Source organism: Dechloromonas sp. ZS-1 (assembly GCF_039649255.1).
GTDB lineage: Bacteria > Pseudomonadota > Gammaproteobacteria > Burkholderiales > Rhodocyclaceae > Azonexus.
In genome coordinates, this window is sequence record NZ_JBDIYD010000007.1 from 26,670 (window position 1) to 52,805 (window position 26,136).

23 protein-coding genes and 1 tRNA gene are annotated in these 26,136 nt (G+C 63.8%); 9 read left to right on the plus strand and 15 right to left on the minus strand.

The features are described from left to right. Positions 1-48: 48 nt before the first annotated feature. The 12 genes from AACO21_RS10565 to AACO21_RS10620 all read right to left on the minus strand — a co-directional run bounded on the left by AACO21_RS10565 (position 49) and on the right by AACO21_RS10620 (position 10,883). Positions 49-1,671 (minus strand): methyl-accepting chemotaxis protein, encoded by a 1,623-nt coding sequence (locus tag AACO21_RS10565; protein WP_346192479.1) that lies wholly within the window; start codon positions 1,669-1,671, stop codon positions 49-51. Between the two features lie 261 nt (positions 1,672-1,932). Beyond that, the gene (locus tag AACO21_RS10570; protein WP_346192480.1) at positions 1,933-2,460 is read right to left on the minus strand and encodes a lipocalin family protein; all 528 of its coding nucleotides are present in this window, start codon (positions 2,458-2,460) and stop codon (positions 1,933-1,935) included. Between the two features lie 152 nt (positions 2,461-2,612). After that, positions 2,613-3,038, minus strand: coding sequence for a nuclear transport factor 2 family protein (locus AACO21_RS10575; RefSeq protein ID WP_346192481.1), 426 nt, complete (start codon positions 3,036-3,038; stop codon positions 2,613-2,615). Position 3,039: 1 nt separating this feature from the next. Then, the gene (locus AACO21_RS10580; protein ID WP_346192482.1) at positions 3,040-3,801 is read right to left on the minus strand and encodes an SDR family NAD(P)-dependent oxidoreductase; all 762 of its coding nucleotides are present in this window, start codon (positions 3,799-3,801) and stop codon (positions 3,040-3,042) included. A 17-nt stretch (positions 3,802-3,818) separates the two neighbouring features. Next, positions 3,819-4,352: a DUF3833 domain-containing protein gene (locus AACO21_RS10585; RefSeq protein ID WP_346192598.1), complete on the minus strand. Its 534-nt coding sequence runs from the start codon at positions 4,350-4,352 to the stop codon at positions 3,819-3,821. A gap of 5 nt (positions 4,353-4,357) precedes the next feature. Next, on the minus strand, positions 4,358-5,623 hold the full coding sequence (locus AACO21_RS10590; RefSeq protein WP_346192483.1) for an MFS transporter: 1,266 nt from the start codon (positions 5,621-5,623) through the stop codon (positions 4,358-4,360). After that, complete coding sequence (locus AACO21_RS10595; RefSeq protein ID WP_346192484.1) at positions 5,620-6,222, minus strand: hypothetical protein; 603 nt, start codon at positions 6,220-6,222, stop codon at positions 5,620-5,622. The genes AACO21_RS10590 and AACO21_RS10595 overlap by 4 nt, the downstream gene beginning before the upstream one ends. Then, positions 6,191-7,375 (minus strand): cyclopropane-fatty-acyl-phospholipid synthase family protein, encoded by a 1,185-nt coding sequence (locus AACO21_RS10600; RefSeq protein WP_346192485.1) that lies wholly within the window; start codon positions 7,373-7,375, stop codon positions 6,191-6,193. The genes AACO21_RS10595 and AACO21_RS10600 overlap by 32 nt, the downstream gene beginning before the upstream one ends. After that, positions 7,372-8,142 carry a DUF1365 domain-containing protein gene (locus AACO21_RS10605; RefSeq protein ID WP_346192486.1) on the minus strand — a complete coding sequence of 257 codons (771 nt, stop codon included), beginning with the start codon at positions 8,140-8,142 and terminating at the stop codon, positions 7,372-7,374. The genes AACO21_RS10600 and AACO21_RS10605 overlap by 4 nt, the downstream gene beginning before the upstream one ends. A gap of 11 nt (positions 8,143-8,153) precedes the next feature. Continuing rightward, on the minus strand, positions 8,154-9,461 hold the full coding sequence (locus AACO21_RS10610; RefSeq protein ID WP_346192487.1) for an FAD-dependent oxidoreductase: 1,308 nt from the start codon (positions 9,459-9,461) through the stop codon (positions 8,154-8,156). A 15-nt stretch (positions 9,462-9,476) separates the two neighbouring features. Then, positions 9,477-10,277 (minus strand): GTP cyclohydrolase FolE2, encoded by an 801-nt coding sequence (gene folE2 / locus AACO21_RS10615; RefSeq protein WP_346192488.1) that lies wholly within the window; start codon positions 10,275-10,277, stop codon positions 9,477-9,479. Positions 10,278-10,313: 36 nt separating this feature from the next. Continuing rightward, a complete protein-coding gene (locus AACO21_RS10620; protein WP_346192489.1) occupies positions 10,314-10,883 on the minus strand; it encodes a glutathione peroxidase in 570 nt (189 codons plus the stop codon). A 102-nt stretch (positions 10,884-10,985) separates the two neighbouring features. On the opposite strand from AACO21_RS10620, the gene AACO21_RS10625 reads away from it, so the two are divergent. The 5 genes from AACO21_RS10625 to AACO21_RS10645 all read left to right on the plus strand — a co-directional run bounded on the left by AACO21_RS10625 (position 10,986) and on the right by AACO21_RS10645 (position 15,805). Further along, positions 10,986-11,921 (plus strand): MerR family transcriptional regulator, encoded by a 936-nt coding sequence (locus AACO21_RS10625; protein WP_346192490.1) that lies wholly within the window; start codon positions 10,986-10,988, stop codon positions 11,919-11,921. Positions 11,922-12,131: 210 nt separating this feature from the next. Further along, positions 12,132-13,343, plus strand: coding sequence for an efflux RND transporter periplasmic adaptor subunit (locus tag AACO21_RS10630; RefSeq protein WP_346192491.1), 1,212 nt, complete (start codon positions 12,132-12,134; stop codon positions 13,341-13,343). A 9-nt stretch (positions 13,344-13,352) separates the two neighbouring features. Beyond that, on the plus strand, positions 13,353-14,573 hold the full coding sequence (locus AACO21_RS10635) for an FtsX-like permease family protein (RefSeq protein WP_346192492.1): 1,221 nt from the start codon (positions 13,353-13,355) through the stop codon (positions 14,571-14,573). Continuing rightward, complete coding sequence (locus AACO21_RS10640; RefSeq protein ID WP_346192493.1) at positions 14,566-15,276, plus strand: ABC transporter ATP-binding protein; 711 nt, start codon at positions 14,566-14,568, stop codon at positions 15,274-15,276. Before AACO21_RS10635 ends, AACO21_RS10640 begins: the two co-directional genes overlap by 8 nt. Before the next feature lie 163 nt (positions 15,277-15,439). After that, complete coding sequence (locus AACO21_RS10645; RefSeq protein ID WP_346192494.1) at positions 15,440-15,805, plus strand: hypothetical protein; 366 nt, start codon at positions 15,440-15,442, stop codon at positions 15,803-15,805. 291 nt (positions 15,806-16,096) lie between these two features. On the opposite strand, the gene AACO21_RS10650 is transcribed toward AACO21_RS10645, so the two are convergent. Continuing rightward, positions 16,097-17,146 (minus strand): hypothetical protein, encoded by a 1,050-nt coding sequence (locus AACO21_RS10650; RefSeq protein ID WP_346192495.1) that lies wholly within the window; start codon positions 17,144-17,146, stop codon positions 16,097-16,099. A 180-nt stretch (positions 17,147-17,326) separates the two neighbouring features. After that, positions 17,327-17,403, minus strand: a tRNA-Asp gene (locus AACO21_RS10655). Between the two features lie 158 nt (positions 17,404-17,561). Here AACO21_RS10655 and menD point away from each other — a divergent pair. Then, a complete protein-coding gene (gene menD / locus AACO21_RS10660; RefSeq protein ID WP_346192496.1) occupies positions 17,562-19,172 on the plus strand; it encodes a 2-succinyl-5-enolpyruvyl-6-hydroxy-3-cyclohexene-1-carboxylic-acid synthase in 1,611 nt (536 codons plus the stop codon). A 147-nt stretch (positions 19,173-19,319) separates the two neighbouring features. Continuing rightward, positions 19,320-20,957 (plus strand): phosphoglucomutase (alpha-D-glucose-1,6-bisphosphate-dependent), encoded by a 1,638-nt coding sequence (gene pgm, locus AACO21_RS10665; protein ID WP_346192497.1) that lies wholly within the window; start codon positions 19,320-19,322, stop codon positions 20,955-20,957. Between the two features lie 89 nt (positions 20,958-21,046). Here pgm and AACO21_RS10670 read toward each other — a convergent pair whose 3' ends face one another. Continuing rightward, the gene (locus AACO21_RS10670) at positions 21,047-22,171 is read right to left on the minus strand and encodes a hypothetical protein (protein ID WP_346192498.1); all 1,125 of its coding nucleotides are present in this window, start codon (positions 22,169-22,171) and stop codon (positions 21,047-21,049) included. 329 nt (positions 22,172-22,500) lie between these two features. Between AACO21_RS10670 and mutS the strand changes: the two genes are divergently transcribed. Together mutS and AACO21_RS10680 are read left to right on the plus strand one after the other, a co-directional pair. Then, positions 22,501-25,104: a DNA mismatch repair protein MutS gene (gene mutS / locus AACO21_RS10675; RefSeq protein ID WP_346192499.1), complete on the plus strand. Its 2,604-nt coding sequence runs from the start codon at positions 22,501-22,503 to the stop codon at positions 25,102-25,104. Then, the gene (locus AACO21_RS10680) at positions 25,101-26,045 is read left to right on the plus strand and encodes a metallophosphoesterase (RefSeq protein ID WP_346192500.1); all 945 of its coding nucleotides are present in this window, start codon (positions 25,101-25,103) and stop codon (positions 26,043-26,045) included. Before mutS ends, AACO21_RS10680 begins: the two co-directional genes overlap by 4 nt. Positions 26,046-26,136 lie beyond the last annotated feature (91 nt).

Here is a 26,136-nt window from a genome sequence, read left to right on the forward strand (position 1 = left end):
GGCAGTACTCACGCTTAGAGGGGAAGTTTCCCCTCCAAGAAAGTGAGGTTAGCCGATACGGAAGAAGCTAACAGAAGCCCGCAGTTTCTCAGAGGCATTCGCCAATCCTTGAGAAGCGTCTGTCACACCGGTAACGGATATCATGTTTTGCTCTGACATTTGTGCAATAGCTTCGACATTTGTCGCCAGTTCCGTTGAAGCGAGTCGCTGTTCATCAAGTGCCGATGCAATGTCATTGATCGACTGAACGATTTGGGTAGTCGCAACGCAAGTGTCGCGAATTGAGGAACTCGACTTGCCGGACAGGCTGACCACTGCAGCAACGACATCACTACTCTGGCGCATTGCTGCTACAGCTGATTGCGTCCCTTGTTCGATGTTACCGATCATACTGTTAATTTCTTGGACAGAACCTGTTGTCCGTTCTGCCAATTTACGGACCTCATCGGCAACGACCGCAAAGCCACGGCCTTGCTCCCCTGCGCGTGCGGCCTCGATTGCTGCATTCAGTGCAAGCAAGTTGGTTTGTTCAGCAATCTCGCGAATAACAGTTGCAACATGGCCAATTTGGCGTATCGAGTCAGAGAGCTGATCCATCTCTCGCGAGGTGGCGTCCACAGACTGGGCAACTGTCTGAATTTGCAGCGTAGCTGCATCTACATCCACACCACTAGCACTTGCTATTTCTCCTGTCTCAACAACTTTGATATTCGCTTCCCGAGCACCAGTCGCCACGTGATCAATACTGACCGTCAGCTGCTCAACAGCCGCAGCTGAAGCAGCAGTTGAGGTTGCCTGTCGATCTGTCGAAGCGAGAAGTTCTTGAGCGCTGCAATTCAACTGACTCGCGGAGCCAGAAACGTAATCAGCAGTCTGTTTTACCTCCCCGATAACCTCTGCCAACTTGCTAACCATGCTGCGCATTGAAAGCAAAAGCTGACCTGTTTCATCCTGACCTTGGTGCTCGATGCGAACACTCAGATTGCCTCGCTCCAACTCACCCGCGATAAGAACAGCCTCGCCAAGCGGACGTGTAATGCTCCGTGTAATCCAAATACCAATACCAATGGCGATGAGCAGTGCAAGCAAGGCCGAGATGATCATATGGTTACGAGCATTAGCATATTCGACATTCGCTGCTTCCCCTGCCTCGGCCATCAACTCTCCCTGAAAGGCGATCAGGGCATTGAGTCGGTTTCTGTATTCGCGGCCGATCATCAAAAATTCATCGAGATAGCCCCGTCCTTCGTGCATTCGACCGCTCTCTGCCAATGCGATCAATTTATTTTGACCGGCAATGTAAGCCTCACGCGCTTCAAGAATTTTTCCGAAGAGTTCTATACCGCGCGGATCAGTCAGGCTGGGCTTCAATTTACCCAACACAAGACCAATCTTGGCTCGTTCATCAAGGATTCTTTGCTTGTGCCGTTGCACAATCTCACTGTTCTCAGCAAGCATCAAATCACGTGCCGCAACCGCAATACCATTTACGCTGGCGAGCCCCTCCTGAAGCAAAAGGACTTTGGGCCAACGGTCATTGTTCATGGAATTCGCTTTTGCATTGATATTTGCCATGCCGGACTGACCGACAAAAAACATCGCCGCCATTAACAAAATAAGACTGCTCAATAGCAGCGACAAGCGTGTTCCAATTTTGAAATTTTTCAGCATAAGACCGAATACCTGATAATGAAAATTGATTTTTATCAAATTAGATAATAATTATACTCTTCAGTCATAATGGTTCATTACAGTCATTTGTGACTAGCCAATAGTGTCTAGCCCACTCTGTTTGCGAATCAACATCCAGAAATTTTCACCCCCCATCAAAACAAAGCCATAATTATCAATGAATTAAGAATTCCCTCACTGACAACGTTGATCCGCTCTACTTGAGGTTATCGATTTGTACTTCTTGCACCGCTCGGATAGCTACTCCAGCCGCCCCACCTCAAACCCCATCCCGGCCAGGCGCTGTTTGAGCGCGGCCAGCCTCGCTGGATCGACTTCCGGCCGACGGGCGAGGATCCAGAGATAGTCGCGCTGCGGTTCGCTGATGGCGACGAGGTCGTATGCCGGGTCGAGGTCAATGATCCAGTAATTACCCCAGACGAAGGGCAAGAAGCCGAGCCAGGCGGGGGCAAAGCGGACTTGTAGGCGTGGGGAGTCGGGGCCGTCGAGTTGGCGGGCTTCGCCGAGGGCTTCATTCATGCGGCCATCGGCCAGACGGCAGCGATTGAGCACGCTGACCGTACCACTGGGTGTGAGGCTGTAGGTGGCGCTGGTTTCGCCGACGCATTTGGCCTGAAAGCGATTCGGGTAGTGGGCGATCTGGTACCAGGTCCCCATGTAACGCGCCGCATCAAGGCGCTCGATGGTGTTCAGCGCCGGTGGATCGGCCCGCAGCGGCGACAGGCAAGCAAGGGTAAGGAGACTGGCAGCGATCAGATTCTTCAACATCGGTGTCCGATTGAAAAGTGGGTTAAAGCAGACATTCAAGGCAGCGCCGTGCTGCCTCGAAGGGTGACTGCGCCCGGCATCGGGGCGGAATCGCGGCCTGGCCGATGGACGACCGTCGGAAGCCGGCCAAATTCAGGCCACCCCGCCGCCGATCAGGCCGACAAGGCCCGGCGCAGGCCGCGCATCAGGGAGCCGAGGGCGGGCACTTTCATGTACAACTCTTCCGCCGTGTCCCAGTAGTCGCGGTGGAAGCAGACCTTGCCCGCCGCATCGAAGCGCAGATGGGAAACACCGCGCATGACCTGGGTTTCGCCGCGTCCCCAGAGGCGGACACGGTAGTAAAACTCCCAGACCAGCATGGCGCCTTTGGCATCGGCGATGTGTTCGCTGACCACGAAACGCGGCTCGCCCACTTGCGTGAACATGTGGCTGAAAATGCGCTGGATGGCGCCCAGACCGCGCACTTCGTTGAAGGGGTCCTTGAAGTAGGCGTCGTCGCTGTAAAACTCGGCAAAGCGCCCGACGCTGTCCGGTGTCAGGCTCTGGTAAAAGGCGATCAGGCGGTCGAGGTCGGGCATGTCATCCTCCGGTCAGGCGGCGAATCAACGGAAAGTACAGGCGGTACGGCAGGTGGGCCAGGCATTTCATGAGGCGAGTGAAGCGTTTGGGGTAATGGATGTCGAAATCGCCGCTGGCCAGGCCGTCGACCGTCGCCTTGGCGGCCGCTGTCGCCGAAATCAGGGCCGGCATGGCAAAGCGGTTCTGCGCCGTGAGCGGTGTTTCGACAAAACCGGGATTGACCACCCAGACGCCGATCCCGCGCGGCGCGTAATCAAAATGCAGACATTCGGCAAAATGGATCAGCGCCGCCTTGCCCGGCCCGTAGCACAAGGACTGCGGCAGGCCGCGATAGCCCGCGACGCTGGCCACGAAAACGATGCCGCCACCGGGTGGCAGGTCGTCGCGCACGGCGGCGAAGAGATTGACCGCGCCCTGATAGTTGACCGCCAGGATGCGCGCCGCCACGGCCGGATCGAAGTTCTCGCGGCGCATGGGCACGTAATCCCCGGCCAGATAGATCACGACATCGATGCCGCCCCAGGCAGCCATCAGGTGGTTGCGGGCCTGCTGGAGCGCACCGGCATCGGTCACATCCACGGGCAGGCACAGGGCATCCATGATGCCGAGCCCGGCCAGCTTATCGGCGCGGCGGGCGCTCAAGGCCAGACGGGCGCCCTGCCCGGCCAGCGCGTGCGCCAGGGCTGCGCCAATGCCGCTGGAGGCACCGACCAGCCAGACACGGCGGCCGGACCAGTCACGCAGGCGGGGATTCAGGGCCATGACGGACTGCCTTCGCCTCAGGGACGGACAGCGCCGTCGCGGCGCGTGAAGGAGAGCGTCACTTCACCGAGATGAAAGCCCCATTTGGACATCAGGGAGCGGTTGAGCATCACCTTGTCGTCGATCAGGAACATCCAGTCATCGAAGTCGACATGCCAGACCCGGCCATCCACCGGCAGCGCCAGTACATAGCGCCAACGCAGGGCATTGCCGCCCACCTCGCCCACCGCTTCGCCGATCACGTCGTCGGCCCGGCCGCGATAGCTGCCGTCGGCCTGCCGCGTCAGCGTCCAGACCCGGCGGGAGGTTGTGCCGTCCGACCACGAAAAACGTTCGTCCAGGGTGCCGACATCGCCCTCCCAGCGCGCATCGATGACCACCGTGAAGCGTTTTTGCACGACGCCCTTGCGGTCCTGGAACATGCCCCAGGCGTCGAGCGTGCCATTGAGGTAGGTTTTGAGGTCGAGCACGGGCTGCGCTGTCCGGTACATCTCGACACCCGGGCTGGCGCAGCCAGCCAGGCCGAGACACAGGCAAGCGGCGGTCAACATGCGTTTCATGGCCGAATCTCCAGATAAGCCTGCCAGCGCCAAAGCAGCACGGCGGCGAGGGTTTTGAATACGAGCGGCAGACCGGCGTAGGTGATGATCAAGGCCGTCGGCACACCGGCCTGACCCGGCGTGTAGCCGAGCAAGCCGAGCAGCGGCAAGGCCAGGCCGGCCGCCAGCGCGAGGTTGAGCTTGGCGACGAAATTCCACAGGCCAAAGCAGGCCCCGGCCTGGCCGCGCCGCTCGCCCAGATCGGCCGCGATGGCCGCAGGCAGGCTGAGATCGGCACCGAGGGCAATGCCGGTCAGGGCGCACACCGCGCCAAAGGCGAGGACATCGCCGGGCCCGAGCAGGAGCGCTGCAGCAAAAGCGGCCAGTGCCAGCAGCATGGCGCCAAACCAGGCCACGACACGCCCATGACGGGCCACCACGCGCAGCCAGAGCGGCAGCGAGAGGGCCGCGCAGGCGAAATACAGCACGAGCAGACCGGGCGCTGCCGAAGCGGCATGCAGCACATCCTCGACATAAAAGAGGAAGAGCGTGGCCGGGATGGCCGCTGCGATGCCATTCGCGAGAAAGATCAACAAAAGGCGCCGAAAGGCCGGATCGGCCAGCGCATCGCGCACCCGCCCGCCCTGCGGACTCAGGCTGGCCGACGGTCGACCGCTCCCCAGACGCGAAAATGCGCCGACGATCGCCACCAGCAGCAAGACCGGCAACACCCAGGCAAGCAGGCGGACGCCTGCCGTCGGCGTCGGAGCCAGCAGGCCGGGCAAGGCCGCCGCCAGGATCACCCCGGCCAGCGTGCAGCCTTCGCGCCAGGCCGTGAGTCGGGTGCGCTCGCCGGCATCCGCGCCGAGGTCCGCGCCCCAGGCCTGATAGGCGATGGTCGCGGCGGAATACCCGGTACAGGTCAGGAGCAGCGAGCCCAGCAGCCAGCACAGGCTATCCACGCCCGCCGGCGGATGGAGCAAGGCAACAAAGCCGAAGACAAACGGCAGCAGGGCGAAGGCCAGCAGGCGCGGGCGTGGCATGCGGTCGGCCAGCTGACCGAGCCAGGGATCGATCCCGGCGTCGATCAGGCGCGTGGCGAGCAGGATGGCGCCCAGCACGGCCAGTTCCATCCCGGCCACCTCGGCGTAATAGCGCGGCACATGAACATAAATGGGCATGGCGCCGAAAGCCAGCGGCAGGCCGAGCAGGCCGTAAGCCAGCGCCGGGGTCGGCGTGGCCGCCACGCGGGCCTGGCCAAGGGCTGCCTCCGCCGGCTTCATGCTCCGCCCTCCTTGCGCCGCAGCAGCGCGGCCCGCAGATCCGGCGCACTGGTGCGCGGATCAAGCCAGATGCCGGCAAAGTAGCGGGCAAACTCGGCATCATCGAGCACCCCGATCTCCCGCCCGTTGAACAGGAAACGCACCCCGCTCTCGCGGAAAACCCCCAGAATCTGGTCGCCCGGGCGCACATCGGGAAAGATCAGCTGCATCCAGTTGCCCCAGCGCGGCAAGGCCGTCTCCGGCGCACCGAGGGCGCGCATCTCGCGCACGCTGGCCTCGGCAATCACACTTCCCGCGATGCTGCGCCGGTAGGTCAGGCGCAAGGCGAGCGGCCATTGCGTCGGATCCGCCGCTGCCCAGAGCGCGGCATCGTAGATGAGAAAGCCGAAACGGCGATACTCGCCCTGCCCCCAGCGTTGCAGACCGGCCAGCGGATCACTCACCGCCCAGGCCGCAGAGGGCGCGGCCGCCAAGGCCACCAGGAGCTTGCGCCGGGTGGTCGATGGTATGACGGCGGCCGGCGCTTCGGGCGCCTGCAGACCGGGCGCGATCAGCCCGACGCAGCGCCTAGCGATGTGCCAGTTCAAACTGGACGACATCGATGTTCCCCACGCGGAAACCGGCTTCGCAGTAGCACAGGTAGAGGCGCCACAGGCGACGGAAGGTCTCGTCGAAGCCGAGTGGCGCAATTTCGGCCCAGTTGGCCTCGAAAGCCTTGCGCCATTCGGCCAGGGTCTGCGCGTAATCGAGACCAAAGGCGTATTCGTTCTGGACGCTCAGGCCCTGCTTCCAGGCTGCTTGCCGGAAAGCCGTACGCGACGGCAGCATGCCGCCCGGGAAGATGAACTGCTGAATGAAATCGGTGCCCTTGCGGTACTGACCGAACAGGCCTTCATCGATGGTGATGCTCTGGATCACCGCCTTGCCGCCCGGTTTCAGCGCCTTGGCGACGCTGCGGAAGTAGCCGGGCCAGTAACGCTCGCCGACAGCTTCAAACATCTCGATGGAGACCACGTGGTCAAACAGTCCCTGCAGATCGCGGTAGTCTTGCAGCCGCAGATCGGCATCCGGTACGCGGGCCTGCGCCCAGGCCAGCTGGGCGGGCGACAGGGTGAGGCCGGTCACCCGCAGGCCTTCGGCGTGGGCCATCTCGGCAAACCCGCCCCAGCCGCAGCCGATTTCCAGCACCTGCTGGCCGGGCCGCGCATGCAGACGCTGCAGGATGCGCCGGTATTTCGCCCACTGTGCGGTTTCCAGGCTGCCGTCGTCGGCCTCGCGGTAGAGCGCCGAGGAATAGCTCATCGAGGGATCGAGCCAGCGTGCGTAAAAATCGTTGCCCAGGTCGTAGTGGGCCATGATGTTGCGGCGGCTGCCGCTGCGGCTGTTGCGGTTCAGCCAGTGCCGCACGCGGGCCGCGATCAGGCCGCGCCAGGAGCCGTAGATGCCCTTCTTGAGCGCCGCCCGGTTGCTGGCCAGGAGCGCCAGCAAGGCCGTCAGATCGGGGCTGTCCCAAAGGCCGTCGAGGTAGGTTTCGGCCAGCCCGATGTCGCCCCGCGCCAGAATGCGGCCAAACACGGTTTCATCATGCACCTGCCAGATCTGGGGCGATTCGCCATCGCCAAAGAGCGCGATGCCGCCATCCGGCAGGCGCACTTCGAGCAGGCCGCCGCGCAGGCCCTCCAGCAGTTCGAAAACGGTACGGGTATCGCGGGCCAGGGGTTCGTTCCCGCGCAGCAGCAAGGTGTGGTTCATGATGCGGACTCCGAATACGGGGCCGGCTGCCGTTTGGAGACGGCACCGACGAAGGGCACGCCTTTCAGCCAGAGCTTCAAGGCCTGCCAATGAATACGGGCGATGACACCGAGCGTCATCAGGGGCATGCGCAGAACGGCGCGCGCGAGGTTCCCGGCGGTCCACGCCTGGGGCTTGCCGGAAATCGAGGTGAGCAGGACTTCCCCCTCGGCATCGTCGTAGTCGATGCGGGCCAGCGGCACGTGCCGGTTGCGCTGAAAGCGGAAGCGATAGCCGCCTTCGACCTCGTTGAAGGGCGAGACATGAAACAATTTGTCTGCCTGGAACTTGCAGCCGTCCGCCAGGGGCGCGCCGCCGTCATGCAGGAGATAGCTGTGGGTACCGCCGAAGGTGTTGTTCACTTCGGCCAGGATGGCAATCAGCGCGCCGTCGGCGGCGTGGCAATACCAGAAGCTGACCGGATTGAAGACATAGCCGAACAGGCGCGGAAAGGTCTGCAACACGATCTCGCCCTCGGCTTTCAGGCCCTGTCCGGCCAGTAGCGCCTCGATCCAGGGCAGCAGCGGCGAGCCGTCGCGCGGGCCGTGGTCGGCCTGACGGAAACTGAGCACATTCCGGCGGTCGACCGAAAAAATGCCGCAATTTGCCGCTGCCAGCTGGCGCAGCGGCAGCTCGACGTAGAACACCGGATAGACAAAGGCATTCACGCGCGGCCGCAGGCGCCGGTGCATGACATGGCCGAGGAAGAGGCGCGGGGGATGAGACATGATCTCGCCGCTCAGGCCGCCACCGTGAGGTCGGCCGCACGCTCTGCGCCCTGCCACGGTGCCTTGATGTCCATCGCGTTGGCCACGCGCAGGGCCGATTTGAGGCCGTCCTCGTGAAAACCGTAGCTGCCCCAGGCCCCGGCCAGCCAGACCCCGCCCTCGCCCTGTACCAGCGGCAGACGGGTTTGCGCGGCAATGGCCGGGCCGTCGAAGATGGGGTGGGCGTAGTCGAATTCGGCCAGGATGGCGGCCGGGTCCGGTTCGCGCGCCGGATTGAGCGTGACCACGACGGGCGTTTCAAAGGGCAGCGGCTGCAAGGTATTGATCAGGTAGGAGACGCCGACCGCCTGATCGCCCGGCCGGCCGGCGCCGGCAAAATAGTTCCAGGCCGACCAGAGCCGGCGGTTACGCGGCAGCAAGGCCGGATCGGTATGCAGTACGGCGCGGTTGGGCTGGTAGCGGATGGCCGACAGCACATCGCGCTGCCCGCTTGAGGCGGTATCGCCCAGAATGGCCAGGGCCTGATCGCTGTGACAGGCGAGCACGACCTGATCGAAGCGCTCGACACCCTGGGCATGCGCCACATCCAGCTTGCCTTCGCGGCGCGTGACCGAGGCCACCGGACAGGCCAGGCGGATGTCCTCGAGCTGGGCGGCAATGCGCCGCACATACTCCCGCCCGCCGCCTTTCACGGTGCGCCAGATCGGCCGGTCGAAGACCTGCAGCAAGCCGTGGTTCTGACAGAAGCGGATAAAGGTGGCGAGCGGCATGTCGCGCATCTGGCCGGTCGGGCAGGACCAGATGGCCGCCGCCATGGGCAGCAGATACCAGTCGGCAAAGCTGGTCGAATAGCGCCCGGCCTTCAGAAAATCACCCAGGCTGCGCGCCTCGCCGGGATGGGTGGCGAGCCAGGCCGTGCTTTCCCGGTTGAAACGCAGGATGTCCGAGAGCATGGCCCAGAAACGGCGACGCAGCAGATTGCGCTTCTGCCCGAAAATCGTCGCGAGCGAACTGCCCGCCCATTCGAGATCCGGGTTTTCCAGGCTGACGGCGAAGGACATCTCGGTCTCGACACTCTCCACGCCGAGCAGCGCAAAGAGCGCGATCAGGTTGGGATAGGTGCGGTCGTTGAAGACCAGAAAACCGGTATCGACCGGATGGGTTTTGCCCTCCAGCGTGACGTCGACCGTGTTCGTATGCCCGCCCAGCGTGGGCGCGGCCTCAAACAGGGTGACGGCGTGCTGCTGACCGAGCAGCCAGGCACTGGCCAGTCCCGAAATGCCGGCGCCGATGACGGCAATGCGTTGCGTGCGTGCCATGGCCTCGCCCTCCGATCAGGCGTTCACGCCGTAGAGTTCGGCGTACGCGGAGTGGTTATGAATGGACTCGAAGTTTTCCGAAGCCACCTTCCATTCGGCAATGCGGCCGTCCTGCATCATGCGCAGGGCGATATCGCGCACCAGGTCTTCGACGAACTTCGGGTTGTCGTAGGCGCGTTCCGTCACCCATTTTTCGTCCGGACGCTTGAGCAGGCCAAATACCTCGCAGGAGGCTTCCTCTTCGGCAATGCGCACCAGGTCCTCAACCGGCATCAGCTCGCGCAAGCGGGCCTCCAGTGTGATGTGCGAACGCTGGTTGTGGGCGCCGTAATCGGAAATCTTCTTCGAACACGGACAGAGGCTGGTCACCGCCGCCGTCACACGCAGGGTCAGCGTTGTGTACTGGCCCTCCTGCTTGTCGATGACATAGGTCACGTCGTAGTCGAGCAGGCTTTCCACGCCGGACACCGGCGCGGCCTTGCGGATGAAATACGGGAAGGTCATTTCGATCCGCCCGCTCTGTGCATCCAGACGCAGCAGCATTTCATCGAGCATGCGGAACAGGCCGTCCTGCGTCAGGACGCCGCGCGGCGCTTCGAGCAGTTCGACAAAACGGGACATATGGGTGCCCTTGACTTCCGGCGGCAAGCCGACGGCCATCGTCAGGTTGGCCACCGTGCTCAGGGTCTCGCCCGTCGCGGTCTGCAATTGCAGCGGGTAGCGCAAGCCCTTCACGCCGACCTTCTGAATGGCCAGGCTGCGCGTGTCGGCGGTCGACTGCACGTCGGGCAGAAAAATGGTTTCCGGTGCGTTCATGATCGGTATCCTCGTGGGGTCGGTCAGCAAAAAGGCTCAGGGGCGAGCCAGGAATTCATCGATTTTCTTCAGGAGATCCTTGTCGTCCGGCTTGGTGAAGCTCGTATAGGCCACGACTTCGTTGCCATCCCGGCTGATCAGGTATTTGTGAAAATTCCACTTCGGCGTGCTGCCGGTGCGCTCGATCAACTGGCGATAGAAGGGATTGGCGTTGCGGCCCTTGACCGTGCTCTTGGCAACCATCGGAAATTCCACGCCGTAGGTCAGGCGGCAAAAATCGGCAATCTCCTTGTCGCTGCCCGGCTCCTGCTCGCCGAAATCGTTGGACGGAAAGCCCAGCACGACCAGCCCCCGATCCTTCAGGCGGGCATAGAGTTTCTCCAGGCCGTCGTACTGCGACGTAAAGCCGCAATAGCTGGCGGTATTCACAACCAGGACGACCTTGCCGGCGTACTGGCAGAGGGACTGGGGCTTCCCATCCTGCAAGCCGGGAAAACTGTGTTGCAGCAAGGGCGGGCAAGCCGGTGCGGCATCCGCCGGCAGGACGCCCAGGGAAAGGCAGCCCGCCAGACCGAGGCACCACTGACGAAAATGAACAAAGCTCATAAAACCCTCCGTTTGTCCTGGACAAATTAACGCTTTGTTCGTAAGATAGGCATCAAGCTCTTCTTTGTCAACGGTTTGTCGATTGTTTGTTCAGGACAAATTATGAATACCCCGGCTTTCACGATTGCCGCCGTCGAACGCGACACTGGCCTCTCGAAGGACGTTCTCCGCATGTGGGAACGCCGCTACGGCTTCCCGACACCGGATCGCGACGAACACGGCGAACGCCTCTACCCGGCCCCGCAAGTCGAGCGCCTGCGCCTGGTCAAACGGCTGATGGATGCGGGTCACCGGCCCGGCAAGCTGCTCGCCCTGGCCGACGACGACCTGCTCGCCCTGGCCCCCAAACGCCCGCCTCAGGCGGTGCACACGGCACAAGCCCTGCCGGATGGCCACTTCGAGGAGTTCGTCGCACACATTCGCCAGCATGATGTCGCCGGTTACCAGCAGGCCTTGCAGCAACGCCTGGCCCGCCAGGGATTGTTCGCTTTTGTCCAGGACACCGTGGCGCCGCTGGCCACTCTGATCGGGGAGGCCTGGGAAGCCGGCCACATCGAAGTCTTCGAAGAGCATCTGTTTACCGAGCTGACCAAGCGCCAGCTGCGACAGGCCATTGCCGCCTTGCCGCGCACCGCCCAGCCGCCCCGGGTGGTGCTGACCAGCGTGCCGGAGGAGCAGCACATCCTCGGCTTGCTCATGGTCGAAGCCGTGCTCTCGCTGGAGGGGGCAGACTGCATCCCGCTCGGCACGCAGATGCCCATTCTCGATATCGCCCGCGCTGCCGAGGCACACCAGGCCGACATCGTGGCGCTCTCGTTTTCCGTGGCTTTCCCGCAGCGCCAGATCAGCGGCCTGCTGACCCACCTGCGCAGCGTACTGCCTGCCACGGTCGAACTCTGGGCCGGCGGCGCAGGCGTGCGCCGGCTGTCTGATCTGAGCGGGGTCCGGATCATGCACGACCTCTCCTCGGCACTGGCCGCACTGGCGGCCTGGCGCGCCGCAGCCAAGCCGGAGGCCGGCCCACACCCCAGCGCCTGAACGGCACGCCGCAGGCGATTGGCCTCAACGCACGCCGCCGCCGAGCCGCCCCGAAACGCCAGGCGCGCTGGCGTTCGGTGCGCGACCCGCCCTCATCCGGCCCATGCCCAGCTGCCCGAAATGTGCAGTCATCCGCGCCTTCGTTCCCGAAATGGATGCGCTTTCCCCTAAACTTGACGGTCAGACTCCGTACCGTTTCCTGTCCATGCCATGACCCCGACACCCCGCCCCGCTTCCCGACGCCGTTTGGCGCTGATCCTGCTTGCCTGCGCAGCAGGCGGGGCCGCCTATTTCGGTCTGCGCGGCGAGCGCGTGGAGGTCGTCACGGTCGAACAGGGTCCCTTGCGTCAGGCGGTGGTGGCCAGCGGCCGGGTCCGGACCCCGTTGCGTGTCGATGTCGCCAGCCAGATCACGGCGACGATCAAGGCGATCCGCGTCCGGGAGGGCGATCTGGTCACCCCGGGTCAGGCGCTGATCGAATTCGATGCCGCCGAGTGGCAGGCCAGCGTCGCCCAGGCCCGCGCCAGCCTGCGCCAGGCCGAAAGCCGCCTGCAGCAGATCAGCACGACCGGCCTGCCGCTGGCCGAACAGAGCCTGCGCCAGGCCGAGGCCACCGCCCAGCAGACCGAGCGCCAATTCAAGCGGGTGAGCGAACTGGTGGCCAAAGGCTTTTACAGTCCGGCGCAACTGGATGACGCCCAGCGCAACCGCGACGTGGCGGCCAGCCAGTTGCAAGCCGCCCGCGTGCAATTGGCGAACAATCAGCCGGCGGGCAGCGAGGTGCAGGTCGCCCGCAGCAGCCTCGAGCAGGCCCGCGCCGCACTCGGCGTTGCCGAAGCGCGCCTAGCCTACGCCACGCTGCGCGCGCCGGTGGCCGGGCGCGTTCTGACCCGTAGTGCCGAGGCCGGCGACACCGCCCAGCCCGGCAAGGTTCTGCTTACCCTGGCACCGGACGGTCAGACCGAGCTCACCGCACAAATCGACGAAAAAAATCTGGGACTGCTCGCCCTGGGACAAACAGCCCAGGTCTCGTCAGACGCCTATCCGCAGGCCCGTTTTCCGGCCGAACTCAGTTTCATCGCCCCCGCCATCGACGCGCAGCGCGGCTCGGTGGAAATTCGCCTGACCGTGCCCGCGCCCCCGGCCTATCTGAAACATGAGATGACGGTCTCCATCGACATCGAAACCGCCCAGCGCAAGGATGCCCTGAGCCTGCCCTGCGACAGCATCCGTGACCCGGCCGGCAGCCCGTGGGTGATGCTGGCGCGTGACGGCAAGACCGTACGTCAGCCGATCAAGCCGGGCCTGCGTGGCGCCGGGCGCTGCGAAGTCCTCGAGGGTCTGGCCGCAGGCGATACCGCCTTGCTCGCCGGGACGGCGATTGCCGAGGGCCGACGCATCTCGACGGTCGACCGGAAATAAACGGCCAAAATGCATCCCTGGCTCCCCTTTGAATGGATCGCCGCGATCCGCTTCCTGCGCGAAGGGCGCATGCAGTCGCTGCTCATCATCGTGGGCGTCGGTGTCGGCGTGGCCGTGATCGTCTTCATGTCGGCCCTGCTCTCCGGCCTGCAGGGCAACCTGATCAAGCGCACCCTCTCGTCGCAACCGCACCTCACCCTGTTGCCGCCGGAAGAAATCGCCCGACCGCAGCAGCCCACCGGCCAGACTGCCCTGCGCCTGCAAAAACAGGCGCAGCGCCTGCGCGCCATAGACCAGTGGCAGGCCCTGCGTGAGCGTCTGGCCGGCTGGCCCGAGATTGCCGCCATTTCGCCGAGTGCCAGCGGCCCCGCCTTTGCCATCCGGGGCGATGCACGCAAGGCGATCAGCGTCGTCGGCATCGAACCCGAGCGTTACACGCAGGTCATCGCGCTCGATGAACGCCTGACCAGCGGCCAGCTGCGCGTGGGCGCCGGCGAGGCCGTGATCGGCATCGACCTGGCCAAGGACCTGGGTGCCGAAGTCGGCGACAAATTGCGCCTGGCCACGGCCGACGGACGGGATGAAACCCTGACCATCACCGGCCTCTTTGACCTCGGCAACAAGGGCGTCAATGCGCGCAACGTCTATGTCGGCCTGCGCACGGCGCAGAGCCTGCTCGATCTGGTGGGCGGGGTGTCGAGCATCGACCTGGCCCTGCACGACCTCGATCTCGCCGAAAAACTGGCTCAGCGCATTGCTGCCGAAACGGGGCTGACGGCGGATTCCTGGATCAAGACGAACGCGCAGTTCGTCACGGCCCTCAGTTCGCAGCGTGTTTCGAGCAACGTGATCCGTTTTTTCATTGCGCTCTCGGTCGCTTTTGGCATCGCGAGCGTGCTGGTGGTATCGGTCATCCAGCGCAGCAAGGAAATCGGCATCCTGCGTGCGATGGGGGCGACCCAGGCGCAGATGCGGCGCATCTTCCTGCTCCAGGGCGCCATCGTCGGCTTTTTCGGCTCCCTGCTCGGTTCGCTGCTTGCTGCCGGCTTTCTCATGCTCTGGCAACTCATGGCGCGCAATCCGGATGGCACGCCGATGTTCGTGATCGGCCTCGAACCGGGCCTGGTTGCGCTGGCCGCAGGCGGCGCCAGCCTGGTCGGCATCCTCGCCGCGCTCCTGCCGGCACGGCGTGCAGCAAAACTCGATCCAGTGGTGGCCATCCGTGGCTGATCCGATCGCCAACGTCCTCAGCCTCGTCGGTATCCGCAAGTCTTACGGCAGCGGCGAGATGGAAAGCGAGGTCCTGCACGGTCTCGACCTGACGCTCCGGGCCGGCGAGTTTGCCGCCCTGATCGGCCCCTCCGGCTCCGGCAAAAGTACCCTGCTCAACCTGATCGGTCTGCTCGACCGGCCGACTGGCGGCCAGCTCGATATCGACGGCCAGGCCACGGTCGGCCTCGACGACACCGGCCTGACCCGCCTGCGCGGCGAGCGCATTGGCTTCGTATTCCAGCATCACCACCTGATTCCGGCGTTCTCCGCCCAGGAGAATGTCGCCATGCCGCTGCTCGTGGCGCGGGGCAGGCCAGATGCCGAGATGTTCGAACGGGCCGGCCGCCTGCTCGAACAAGTCGGCCTCGGCGATCGCCGGCACCATCTCGCAAACCGCCTTTCCGGCGGCCAGCAGCAACGGGTTGCCATTGCCCGCGCCCTGATCACCGATCCCCCGCTGGTGCTGGCCGACGAGCCCACCGGGAACCTCGACACCCAATCCGCAGACCGGGTCTTCGATCTCCTGCGCGACTTCAACCAGCGCCAGCGGACGACCTTCCTGATCGTCACCCACGATCCGCGCCTAGCGGCCCGTTGTGACCGCATCATCGAACTGGTGGATGGCCGGATCGTGGCCGATCAGGCCGTCAGCCGTGCCTGAGACAAACAGCCGGGCGCCCCAATATCAAAACGCCCCGGAGATGACCCCGGGGCAAGGCGCCGCACGAACCGCCGTCAATCGCCGAGCAGCTTTTCCCATTCGCCGATACGCATATAAGAACCTCACTCCAACAACCAGGACCATTCCTGCATCTGAGCATGGAATGAATTGGGCAAATGTTCATAAGCGACTCATTCCCCAAATTATCCGCAAGGGCGTTGTATATTCAAGCTCAGAGATGGTTAAGGCTGGACTGTATTTCGTACTTCCAGAGGTTGTATATCGGAAGTTTGAAGAAATAATTGGCGCTGACATTCCAACTATTGAGGACACTGGTCCCAATGTGCTGACCATCCATACTTACGACTTATCTGCAGCAACGGGTCACGGACAGCAGAGGACGTTGGTGCTTAATCGGCAACTTCGGGTGTCCTTGGATGAGTTTGCACAACGCTTTATTTCCGGCCCCAATCTGCCAACCGGGGAAGAGCTTGATGACGCAGTGAAGCGCGTCTTGGGATGTAGGTAATCACCCTTTATTTCCATTGCAAAATTGCGAGGGGTGTCCTTGAACTGCAACAGGCGCGACTCCCCCCGTGCCCCCCTTCGATTCACCTTCACGCGCACCCGCCTGCCTACGTTCGCTCCATCGTCAGTGCAGCCGAGGTAATCCCGCCCCTATGGAAGAAGAAAGGCCACCCCGAAGGATGGCCCGTTGTGGCTGCTGGCGTTGAACGTTAAGCCATCTCGCCTGCCCAAGCGTAGAACCAGTCACGCCCCCACAGTTTCAGATAGACATAGCTGCTGGGGGCGTTAGCGCCTATATTTTTTTGCGCTCAACAACAGCTCCTGTTTCGGAAATAACCTTTGGTGCGCCCCGTGAGTAATCAAGAACAAAAGCATATTCCGAGACTCCAGATGCGACTGCATTACGTGCTTCGCTCTTTGCTTCCCAATCAATTAAGCCCGTTACGCTGCATTTTCTCTCAGCCTGGCTGCATGTGACTTTGATTGAATCAGGTCGCTCAATGTAGGCACGAGCAGGCCACCTTTTTATGATGGATATCTTTTCCTTGACGATTTCGCGCTTTGCCTTCTGAGTTCCATAAAAATCCACTTTTTCATCGAACGTGTCTTCAAGAAACTGAAGGGCCAGCTGGTTGTCAGCCGACCAGTATGAAAAATACTTCTTAACAAATTGAATGCTTGCTTGTTCTAAGCTACCACCAACCGGAACGGCAGTGGGTTTGGGATAGACAGGTGGGCTGCTCTGGGTGGGCAACACCGCAGGTGTTTTTCTTGCCAAAGAGTAGTCTTGTACATTTAGTCCAAGTTGGACCGCCGTTTGACCGGTCAGCCAATTCATGTCCTGAGGTGCAGCAGATGTGAAATAAACGATAGCGTAATCAGACAGCGCAATACGTGAAAGGTACGAACCAAGAAGTGCATTCCCAGAGCCGGTCTCTTTGGCAATACCCTGGTTCAGCACATAAGCTGCATGAAAGCCAATTTTGGACCCGGGTTCGGCAAATCGCTCGGTGCCGGCCAGCCATGCGTATGCGCAAGCAGATGCACATGTGCTTCCGTTGCGCACTAGTGTATGAAAGGCTCTTAGCCTAATAACCGTGCCAATTTGGATGCCAGACAGTAAGCTTCCACCGGGGCTGTTCATTTCAACAAGCGCATTTGTATAACGGCTTGCGATTGAAGAAAACCGATCCCCGTCAGCATTAGTGATGTCACCGACTAAGGAAATAATCGGATATTTGTAATCTCCTCGCTCAACAACAGAAATCGTTGCGGCAATAGCAATGGCCGGAACACAAAGTACGAGGCGTAAAAAGCATTTGAGAAGGTTGTTCTGGAACATACACCACAGCCGATTAAGGTAGTTTTTATGAAGCCATCTACTCTATCAGCATTCTCCAGAAACAACTTCTCTTGGGGGTAAGACCATCAGACAAACGTGTGGTAAAGCCGTGTGGTAAAACAAAAAAGCCTGACTTCTTAACCGATTGATTCGATTGAGAAATCAGGCTTCTTTATAGATTGGCGGAGTGGACGGGGCTCGAACCCGCGACCCCCGGCGTGACAGGCCGGTATTCTAACCAACTGAACTACCACTCCGCGTTGGTGCGCATCCGGTCGGATGCAGAACGGGGCGGATCATAACACAGCCGGCGCCAAATCCTTGCAGCGACTGCAAATAACACCGATCATCGTGCTTTGCCCGATGCGCCGGCCTCCCGCTGAACGGCGCCAACGATGACTCTCTGCCGCTCGCCATGGATACCGGAACACTGAATTTTGCCTGGTCGCAGGCGTTGACCGCCGGGCTGCTTGCCGCCGGCTGCCGCCATGCCGTGCTCTCGCCCGGGTCGCGCTCGACGCCGCTGGCGTTGGCACTGCTGCGGCAGACGGGGCTGACGACCCGCGTGGCGGTCGACGAGCGGAGCGCGGCGTTTTTCGCACTCGGCATCGCCAAGGCCAGCCAGCGCCCGGTCATCGTGCTGGCCACCTCCGGTACAGCGCCGGCCAACTGGCTGCCCGCCGTCATCGAAGCCAGCCAGGGCGGGCATCCGCTGATCCTGATCTCGGCCGACCGGCCGCCCGAGCTCTACGGCGTGGGCGCCAACCAGACCATCGATCAGATCAAGCTCTTTGGCGACCACGTGCGGGCGGCCCATGCCCTGGGCGCACCCTCGGCGGGTTTTGAGACGGCCTACCTGCACCGGCTGGCGGCGCGCCTGGTCGAACAGGCTTGCGGCCCGCTGCCGGGGCCGGTGCATGTGAATCAGCCTTTCCACGAACCGCTGATCCCGACGGTCGACGCCCTGCCCGAGGCCAAAATGCCGGAGATCCGCATTGCCCGCCCGCTGCCGCCCGCCCCGGAGCCCACCGTCATCGCCCAGTTGGCCCGCCAGATCGCTGGCCGCCCGGGCGCCATCGTGGTCGGCGAACTGCCGCCCACACCCGGCCTGGACGCGGCACTCGGCGCGCTGGCCGATACCCTGGCTTGCCCGCTCCTGATCGAACCGCTGTCCGGTCTGCGTTTTGGCCCGACGCTCCTGCCCCACGCCTGCACGCGCTACGCCCACTGGAGCGGCACGCTGGCACGTCGCCCTGAATGGGTGCTGCGCCTCGGCGCCTGGCCGGTGACGCGCGCCCTGCAGCAATGGGTCGCGCAGGTGCCGGAACAGATCCTGATCGAACCGCAGGCGCGCTGGTCAGATCCGGCCCATCGCCTGAACCACCTGCTGCGCAGCGATCTGGTCCTGACCTGCCGGGCGCTGGCTCAGGCCATGCTCGAGCAGTCTCTGCCGCCCGGCCCGGCCGACTGGCTGGCCGACGTGCTGGCGGCGGAGGCCGAAGCCCCACCGCTCGGCGCCGCCTGGCTCATCCCGGTGCTGCTTGAGGCGCTCCCGGCTGACTGCGCCCTGTTTGTCGGCAACTCGCTGGCCATCCGCCAGCTCGACCTGCACGGTGCGCGATCCGCACAGCCCTGCCGCGTCTATGGCAATCGCGGTGCCAGCGGCATCGATGGCAATATCGCCACGGCCGCCGGCCTGGCCGCCGTCCATGGTCAGGCCGTGGCCTTGCTCGGCGATCTGACGACGCAGCATGATCTGGGCAGCCTGGCGCTCGCCGCGACGCAAAACCTGGTGATCCTGACGGTCAACAACGGCGGCGGCGGCATTTTCGATTTTCTGCCGCAAGCGGCCCTGCCGGAATTCGAACGTGGCTGGCGCACCCCGCAAACCATCGACTTTGCCCATGCCGCCGCCGCCTTCGGCCTCGACTATGCTCGGGCCGACACCCCGGACAGCCTGGCCGCAGCCCTGCAGAACCGCACCCGGGCCGGCGGCGCGCACCTTGTGGAATGCCGGATCGGCTGAGCAGCGCACACTGAGAGAAAGGGTCAGGGGAAGCGCCGACATCGCCACATGAGCGCGTCGCATTGACGCGCTGATGCCATGCCGCACCCATTACAGCGGAATATCGGCGATAATGCCGCCCGCCCGAATTTTGCTGCGGAACCCATCATGTCCCACGCTCACGCCGGCCAGCCGGCCCGCCCCGAAGACCTCACCGACATCGCCGCCCTGCTCGCCGCTTACCGCGTGCAGCCGGACCCGAGCCAGCCTGCCCAGCGCATCAGCTTTGGCACCAGCGGCCACCGTGGCACGGCCTTCAAGCACAGTTTCAACGACGCGCACATTGCCGCCGTCGTCCAGGCCGTGATCGATTACCGTCGGGCACAGGGTTACACCGGCCCGCTCCTGCTCGGCAAGGATACGCATGCGCTGTCCGCACCGGCTGAGCAAACCGCACTCGAAGTGCTGGCTGCCAACGAGGTGTCCACCTGGATTCAGGCCGACGACGGCTACACGCCGACGCCCGTGCTCTCGCGCGCCCTCATCCGCCACAACCGGCAACATCCGGACACGCTGGCCGATGGCCTGCTGCTCACGCCCTCGCACAACCCGCCGGCGGATGGCGGGATCAAGTACAACCCGCCCGGCGGCGGCCCGGCCGACACCGATGTCACCAAGTGGATCGAAGATCGCGCCAACGTCCTGCTGGCCGACCCCGCCGGCATCGCCCGTCTGGACGCAGCCGCCGCCCGCGCCCACGCCTGCATCCGGCGCGTTGATTTCGCCACCGATTACATCGCCGACCTCGCCGAAGTCATCGACATGGCGGCCATTGCCCGCGCCGGCCTGAAGCTCGGCGTCGATCCGCTGGGCGGGGCCGCCGTGGCCTACTGGTCGCGCATTGCCGAGACCTACGGGCTCGATCTGAGCGTGGTCAATCCGGCGGTCGACCCGCAATTCGCCTTCATGACCCTCGATCACGACGGCAAGATCCGCATGGACTGCTCCAGCCCGCCCGCCATGGCCAAGCTGGTTGCGCTCAAGGATGGCTTCGATGTGGCCTGGGGCAACGATGCCGACGTGGATCGCCACGGCATCGTGACGCCGACGCACGGTCTCCTGAACCCCAATCATTTCCTCTGCGTCGCCATTCACTACCTGCTGACGCACCGCCCGCAGTGGTCGGCCCAATTGAAGATCGGCAAGACCCTGGTCTCCAGTTCGCTGATCGACCGCGTGGCTGCGGCGCTGGCGCGTCCGGTGTATGAAGTGCCGGTCGGCTTCAAATGGTTTGCCGACGGTCTACTGCACGGCGAGCTCTGTTTTGGCGGTGAGGAAAGCGCCGGCGCGAGCCTGTTGCAGCGGGATGGCCGCGCCTGGACAACCGACAAGGACGGCATTGCGCTCGGCCTGCTGGCGGCGGAAATCACGGCGGTCACCGGCAAGAATCCGGGCCAGTACTACGCCGATCTCACCGCGCAGTTCGGCACCGCCCACTACCGCCGTATCGACAGCCCGATGAGCGATGCCCAGCGCGCCGCCTTCAAGCACCTGACGGCCGACCGCGTCAGCACCGGCCAATTGCTCGCCGGCGAACCGGTGCTCGCCGCGCTCACCCACGCGCCGGGCAATGGTGCCGCCATCGGCGGTCTCAAGGTGGTCACCGCCAACGGCTGGTTCGCCGCCCGCCCCTCCGGCACCGAGCCGGTCTACAAGCTCTATGCCGAAAGCCTGCTGGGTGCCGAGCATCTAGCGCAATTGATCGAAGACGCCAGCCGCATTCTGAATAGCGCCCTGGCCGCCTGACAGTTCCCGCCGGATGTATCCGACCTGACCTCACATGCAGTCCAGCCCGACTGCGTTTGAGGTCTGATCTTATCCGGCCCGACGCGCCCTCAGTCCCGGCACCATTGTGCGGCTTTGAGACCAAGCACCTTTTCCAGCAGGGCCAGGAAGCCCGGGGTGTAGTCGCTGCAATTCAGGCGCTGCTCGCGGACGAAGCGCTGATGTCTTTCCAGGGCGATGCTGAGGGTGGCTTCCCAGGTCGGCATGCCCCGCGTCTGCGTGTACAACGTGTCGAGCAGGCCGAGCGCCAGCAGCTCGCGTTGCAGGCGCTCCTTGCGGGCGGTACGCGGCGACAGGAGCGCCGTTTGCTGGGTCAGTTCGTTGTATCGCAACAGGAGATCGACGGCGCGGGTCTGGATGTCCAGCAGTTGCCCGTTGCGGGTATCGGTCAGGGCGGCCTGCTGGGCGGCAGCCAGTTCGCGCTGCACGCGCTGGGTATCGATGAACTGCATCAGGCCAATGCTCAACACCCCCACCGTCACCACCGCTGCCAGCAAGCTCGCCGCCTGGGCGCTGCCACGCAGCCAGGCCGGTCGACTGACTGAGGCGGCCGGCATCGGCGACGGCACCGCAGGCGCGGTGGGGGCGATGCGATCCATGCTGTTTGCCGCTGGCGCGACGCCCGCCACCGAGATCGGCGCGCTCGCCGGTTGCGGCATTGTCTCTGCGCGGTCAGCGTGCGGGACCGATACCGGCGCCCCCTTCGGGGTTTCCCCCAGGTGCAGGGAAACGTGTCCGACAATGTCGGACAGCCCGGCCGGAATACTCGGCAGGGCGGCCAAATCAGGGAGTGTGGCAGCAGGATCGTTCGACGCCGACAACTCGGCCGGCTGCACACCGACCGGTTCAGCCAGGACCGGCATCGACGAGACGGGCTGATCGGCCACCGGGAGCACGGATACAGCCCCGTCGGGCGCACGCAGGGACGTATCCGGCGCGGGTGGATCAACCGGCAGATCACCGCCCTCGCGCACGACCACCATACGCGGCCGGCTTGCACGGCGCGGGCTGCGCCCGGCTGCGTCACTGGCTGCGTCACCTGCTGATACCCCGGACGACGCTGCGGCCTCCGGCAAATTGCCGGTCTTTTCTGCGTCGACCGTCGTGATCGGTGCCAGGAAGGCGAGTTCGGGGAAAGAGAGTTGTTCCTGCTTTTTGCGCGTCTGTCTGGCCATGCTGCTGCACAGGCGACGCAGCAAGGCGCCGCCGGTCGGGTTCCTGCGGGGAAAGGGCGCGGATTATAGAGAAGTGCGCCGCGCAATGCACCTTTGGCAATCACCGGGAAAATGCGCTCACGCCGGCTGTCCGGCCTGCGTCATTCCAGCGTCAAGCAGGCGACGAACGGGAAAACACCGCGCTGCCTGCTGAGAAAAAGGCGGTGCTGTGGAACAATGGCGGCTTCGTGATTGCAGCAACGCGCCGTCTGCCGCCGGCCCCCATCCGCCAGCCGCCCCTGAGCCACGGCCCGTTTTGCTGCCGCAACACAACTAAACACCTGAATTCAATGAGTAAAAAGAAAAGCGCCGTCGACGTCGATCCGGAATTTGCGGGCCATACGCCCATGATGGTTCAGTACCTCAAGCTGAAAAAGAACCATCCCAACACCCTGCTCTTCTACCGCATGGGCGACTTCTACGAGCTGTTTTTCGAGGATGCCGAAAAAGCGGCCCGCCTGCTCGACATCACCCTGACCACGCGCGGCCAGACCAACGGCACGCCGATCAAGATGGCCGGCGTGCCCTTCCATTCGCTGGAGCCCTACCTCGCCCGCCTGGTCAAGCTGGGCGAATCAGCGGTGATCTGCGAGCAGATCGGGGACCCGGCCACCAGCAAGGGGCCGGTCGAACGCGCCGTGGCGCGGATCATGACGCCGGGCACGCTGACCGATGCCTCGCTGATCGACGACAAGCAGGACATCTGGCTGCTCGCCGTGACCACGCTGCGCAACACGGCGGGGATTGCCCGCCTGAACCTGGCGAGCGGCGAATTCATCCTGATCGAGGTGGCCGCCGAGCAGATTCCGGCCACGCTGGAACGCATCCGCCCGGCGGAAATCCTTTACCCGGAAAGCTGGACGCCCAATTTCACCGGCAATGCCGCCGCCACGCGCCAGCCGGACTGGTATTTCGATGTCGATTCGGCCCGCCGCCTGCTCTGCGACCAGTTTGAAGTTGCCTCGCTCGCCGGCTTTGGCGCCGAGGGCCTGAAACCGGCCATCGCGGCCGCCGGGGCGCTGCTCCAGTACGCCCAGGCCACCCAGGCCGGCAAATTGCCACATTTGCGCGGGTTGACCGTCGAGATCGAAGGCGCCTACCTCGGCCTCGATCTGGCCACGCGCCGCAATCTGGAACTGACTGAAACCCTGCGCGGCCAGCCCTCGCCGACGCTGTTTTCGCTGCTAGATCATTGCGTAACGAGCATGGGCTCGCGCCTCTTGCGCCACACCCTGCACCATCCGCTGCGCGACCGCGCGCTGCCGGCCGCCCGCCATGTGGCTGTCGAAGCGCTGCTCGCCGACTACGGTCAACTCGCCGGCGAGGTAAGAAAAGCCCTGCGCGGCATGGCCGACGTCGAGCGCATTGCCGGCCGCATTGCCCTGCGCAATGCCCGCCCGCGCGACCTGGCCAGCCTGCGCGAATCGCTCGCCCGCCTGCCCGCACTGCGCGGGCCGATCGCCGGCACGAGCGCCCAGTTGCTCGATCAGGCCCATGCCGATCTCGATGCGCCGGCCGGCACGCTCGACCTGCTGGTCCGCGCCATTGCCGCCGAACCCGGCGCCCAGGTCCGCGACGGCGGCGTCATTGCCCCCGGCTTCGATGCCGAACTCGACGAACTGCGCGCCCTCAACGACAACTGCGGCGCCTTCCTGGTCGATATGGAAGTGCGCGAACGCGAGCGCACCGGCATCAACAGCCTGAAGGTCGAATACAACAAGGTGCATGGCTTCTATATCGAGGTCACGCACGCCCACGTCGACAAGATTCCGGACGATTACCGCCGCCGCCAGACGCTGAAGAATGCCGAACGTTACATCACGCCGGAACTGAAGGCCTTCGAGGATAAGGCGCTGTCTGCCCAGGAGCGCTCGCTGGCCCGCGAGAAGCTGCTCTACGAGCAGATCCTCGATGCCCTGTTGCCGGTTGTCCCGGCGCTGCAAAGCATCGCCCGCGCCATTGCCCTGCTCGATCTGCTGGCCGGCTTTGCCGAATCGGCCCTGAAGCGCAACTGGTGCAAGCCGGAATTTGCCGCCGAAACGCAGTTGACCGTCGAGGGCGGCCGCCATCCGGTGGTCGAGAACGAACTGGCGCAAAGCGCCGAAACCTTCATCGCCAACGACTGCCTGCTCGGCGACGCGCGCCGCCTGCTCCTGATCACCGGCCCGAACATGGGCGGTAAATCGACCTACATGCGTCAGGTGGCGCTGATTGCGCTGCTCGCGCACATCGGCAGCTACGTGCCGGCCGACCGTTGCGTGCTCGGCCCGCTCGACCGCATTTTCACGCGCATCGGTGCCTCCGACGACCTGGCCTCCGGGCGTTCGACCTTCATGGTCGAGATGACCGAAGCCGCCGCCATCCTGCACCACGCCACCGCCAACAGCCTGGTCCTGATGGACGAAATCGGGCGCGGCACCTCGACCTTCGATGGCATGTCACTGGCCTCGGCCATCCTGCGCCACCTGATCGACAAGAACCGCAGCCTGACCCTGTTCGCCACCCACTATTTCGAACTGACCCGGCTCTCCCACGAGTATCCGGAACTGGCCAACGTGCATCTGGGTGCCGTCGAACACAATGACCGCATCGTCTTCATGCACGCGGTTGAAGAAGGCCCGGCCAACCAGAGTTACGGGATTCAGGTGGCGGCGCTGGCCGGCATCCCGAGCAGCGTCGTCCGCGCAGCCCGCAAGCAGTTGCGCGAGTTCGAGCAGCGGGCGGCGGTCGACCCGCTGCAGCCGGATTTGTTCGCTCAGTCGGCCCCGGAGCCCGAATACCTCGAGCCGGAACCGCATCCGGCCATCGAACACCTGGCCGCCATCGATCCGGACAGCCTGACCCCGCGTGAAGCGCTCGATGCCCTTTACGCACTGAAAGGCTTGCTCAAGTGAGCGCCGTGCTGCGTCACGGCCGACGGCTGGTTTTTGCCCTGCTGGCCGCGTTGACCGTCGGCCTCGCCCAGGCGGAAATCTGGCGCTTTGCCCTGATCGGCGATACGCCGTACTCCGATCACGAACGCGCCGAACTGCCCAAAATGCTGGACGCCATTGCCGACAGCCATGCCGAATTCGTCGCCCATATCGGCGACATCAAGCATGGCCGCGACCGCTGCGACGACGCCCTGTTCGCCGACCGTTACCAGCTCTTCAACGCTAGCCGCATCCCCTTCGTGTTTATCCCCGGTGACAACGAGTGGGCGGATTGCGACCGCGTGAACAACGGCGCCTACGACCCGCTGGAACGGCTGAATGCCCTGCGGGCACTGTTCTGGTCGTCTCCGCAGTCGCTTGGCCAGAAGACGCTGACGCAGGCGCGGCAAGCCGGGAGCTATCCGGAACATGCCCGTTTCCGCCTCGGCCCGGTGCTCTTCGTGACGCTCAACCTGCCCGGCGGCAACAACAACTGGGGCCTGACCGAGACCCCGCGCGAGGAATGGCGTCAGCGCATGCCCGTCGTCCAGGCCTGGCTCAAGGACAGTTTTGCCCTGGCCAAGCGCGAGAAACTCGCCGGCGTGGTGCTGCTCTTTCAGGCCAATCCGGGTTTCCGGCACTTTTCCCAAGGCCTCGGCCACCGCAGCTATCGCGACTTCCTGAGTCTGTTGCGCGATGAAACCCTGGCCTTCCCGGGGCAGGTTGTTGCCGTGCATGGCGACACCCATACCAGCCGCATCGATCAGCCCCTGCGCGATACCCAGGGGAAAACGCTCGCCAACTTCACGCGGGTCGAAACCCATGGCTACCCCCTGATGGGCTGGACCAAAGGCTTTATCGACACCGAGCAGCCGCGCCTCTTCCGCTTCGAGGCCTATTCCTGGCCGGGCAAGGCACACTAGCCCGGGGCGGCCATCGCGGATTTCCACAATATCCGCCGGCCGCAGCCGGCACTAAATTACGCCTCCTGAAATTCATTTCCCCAGGAAGCCC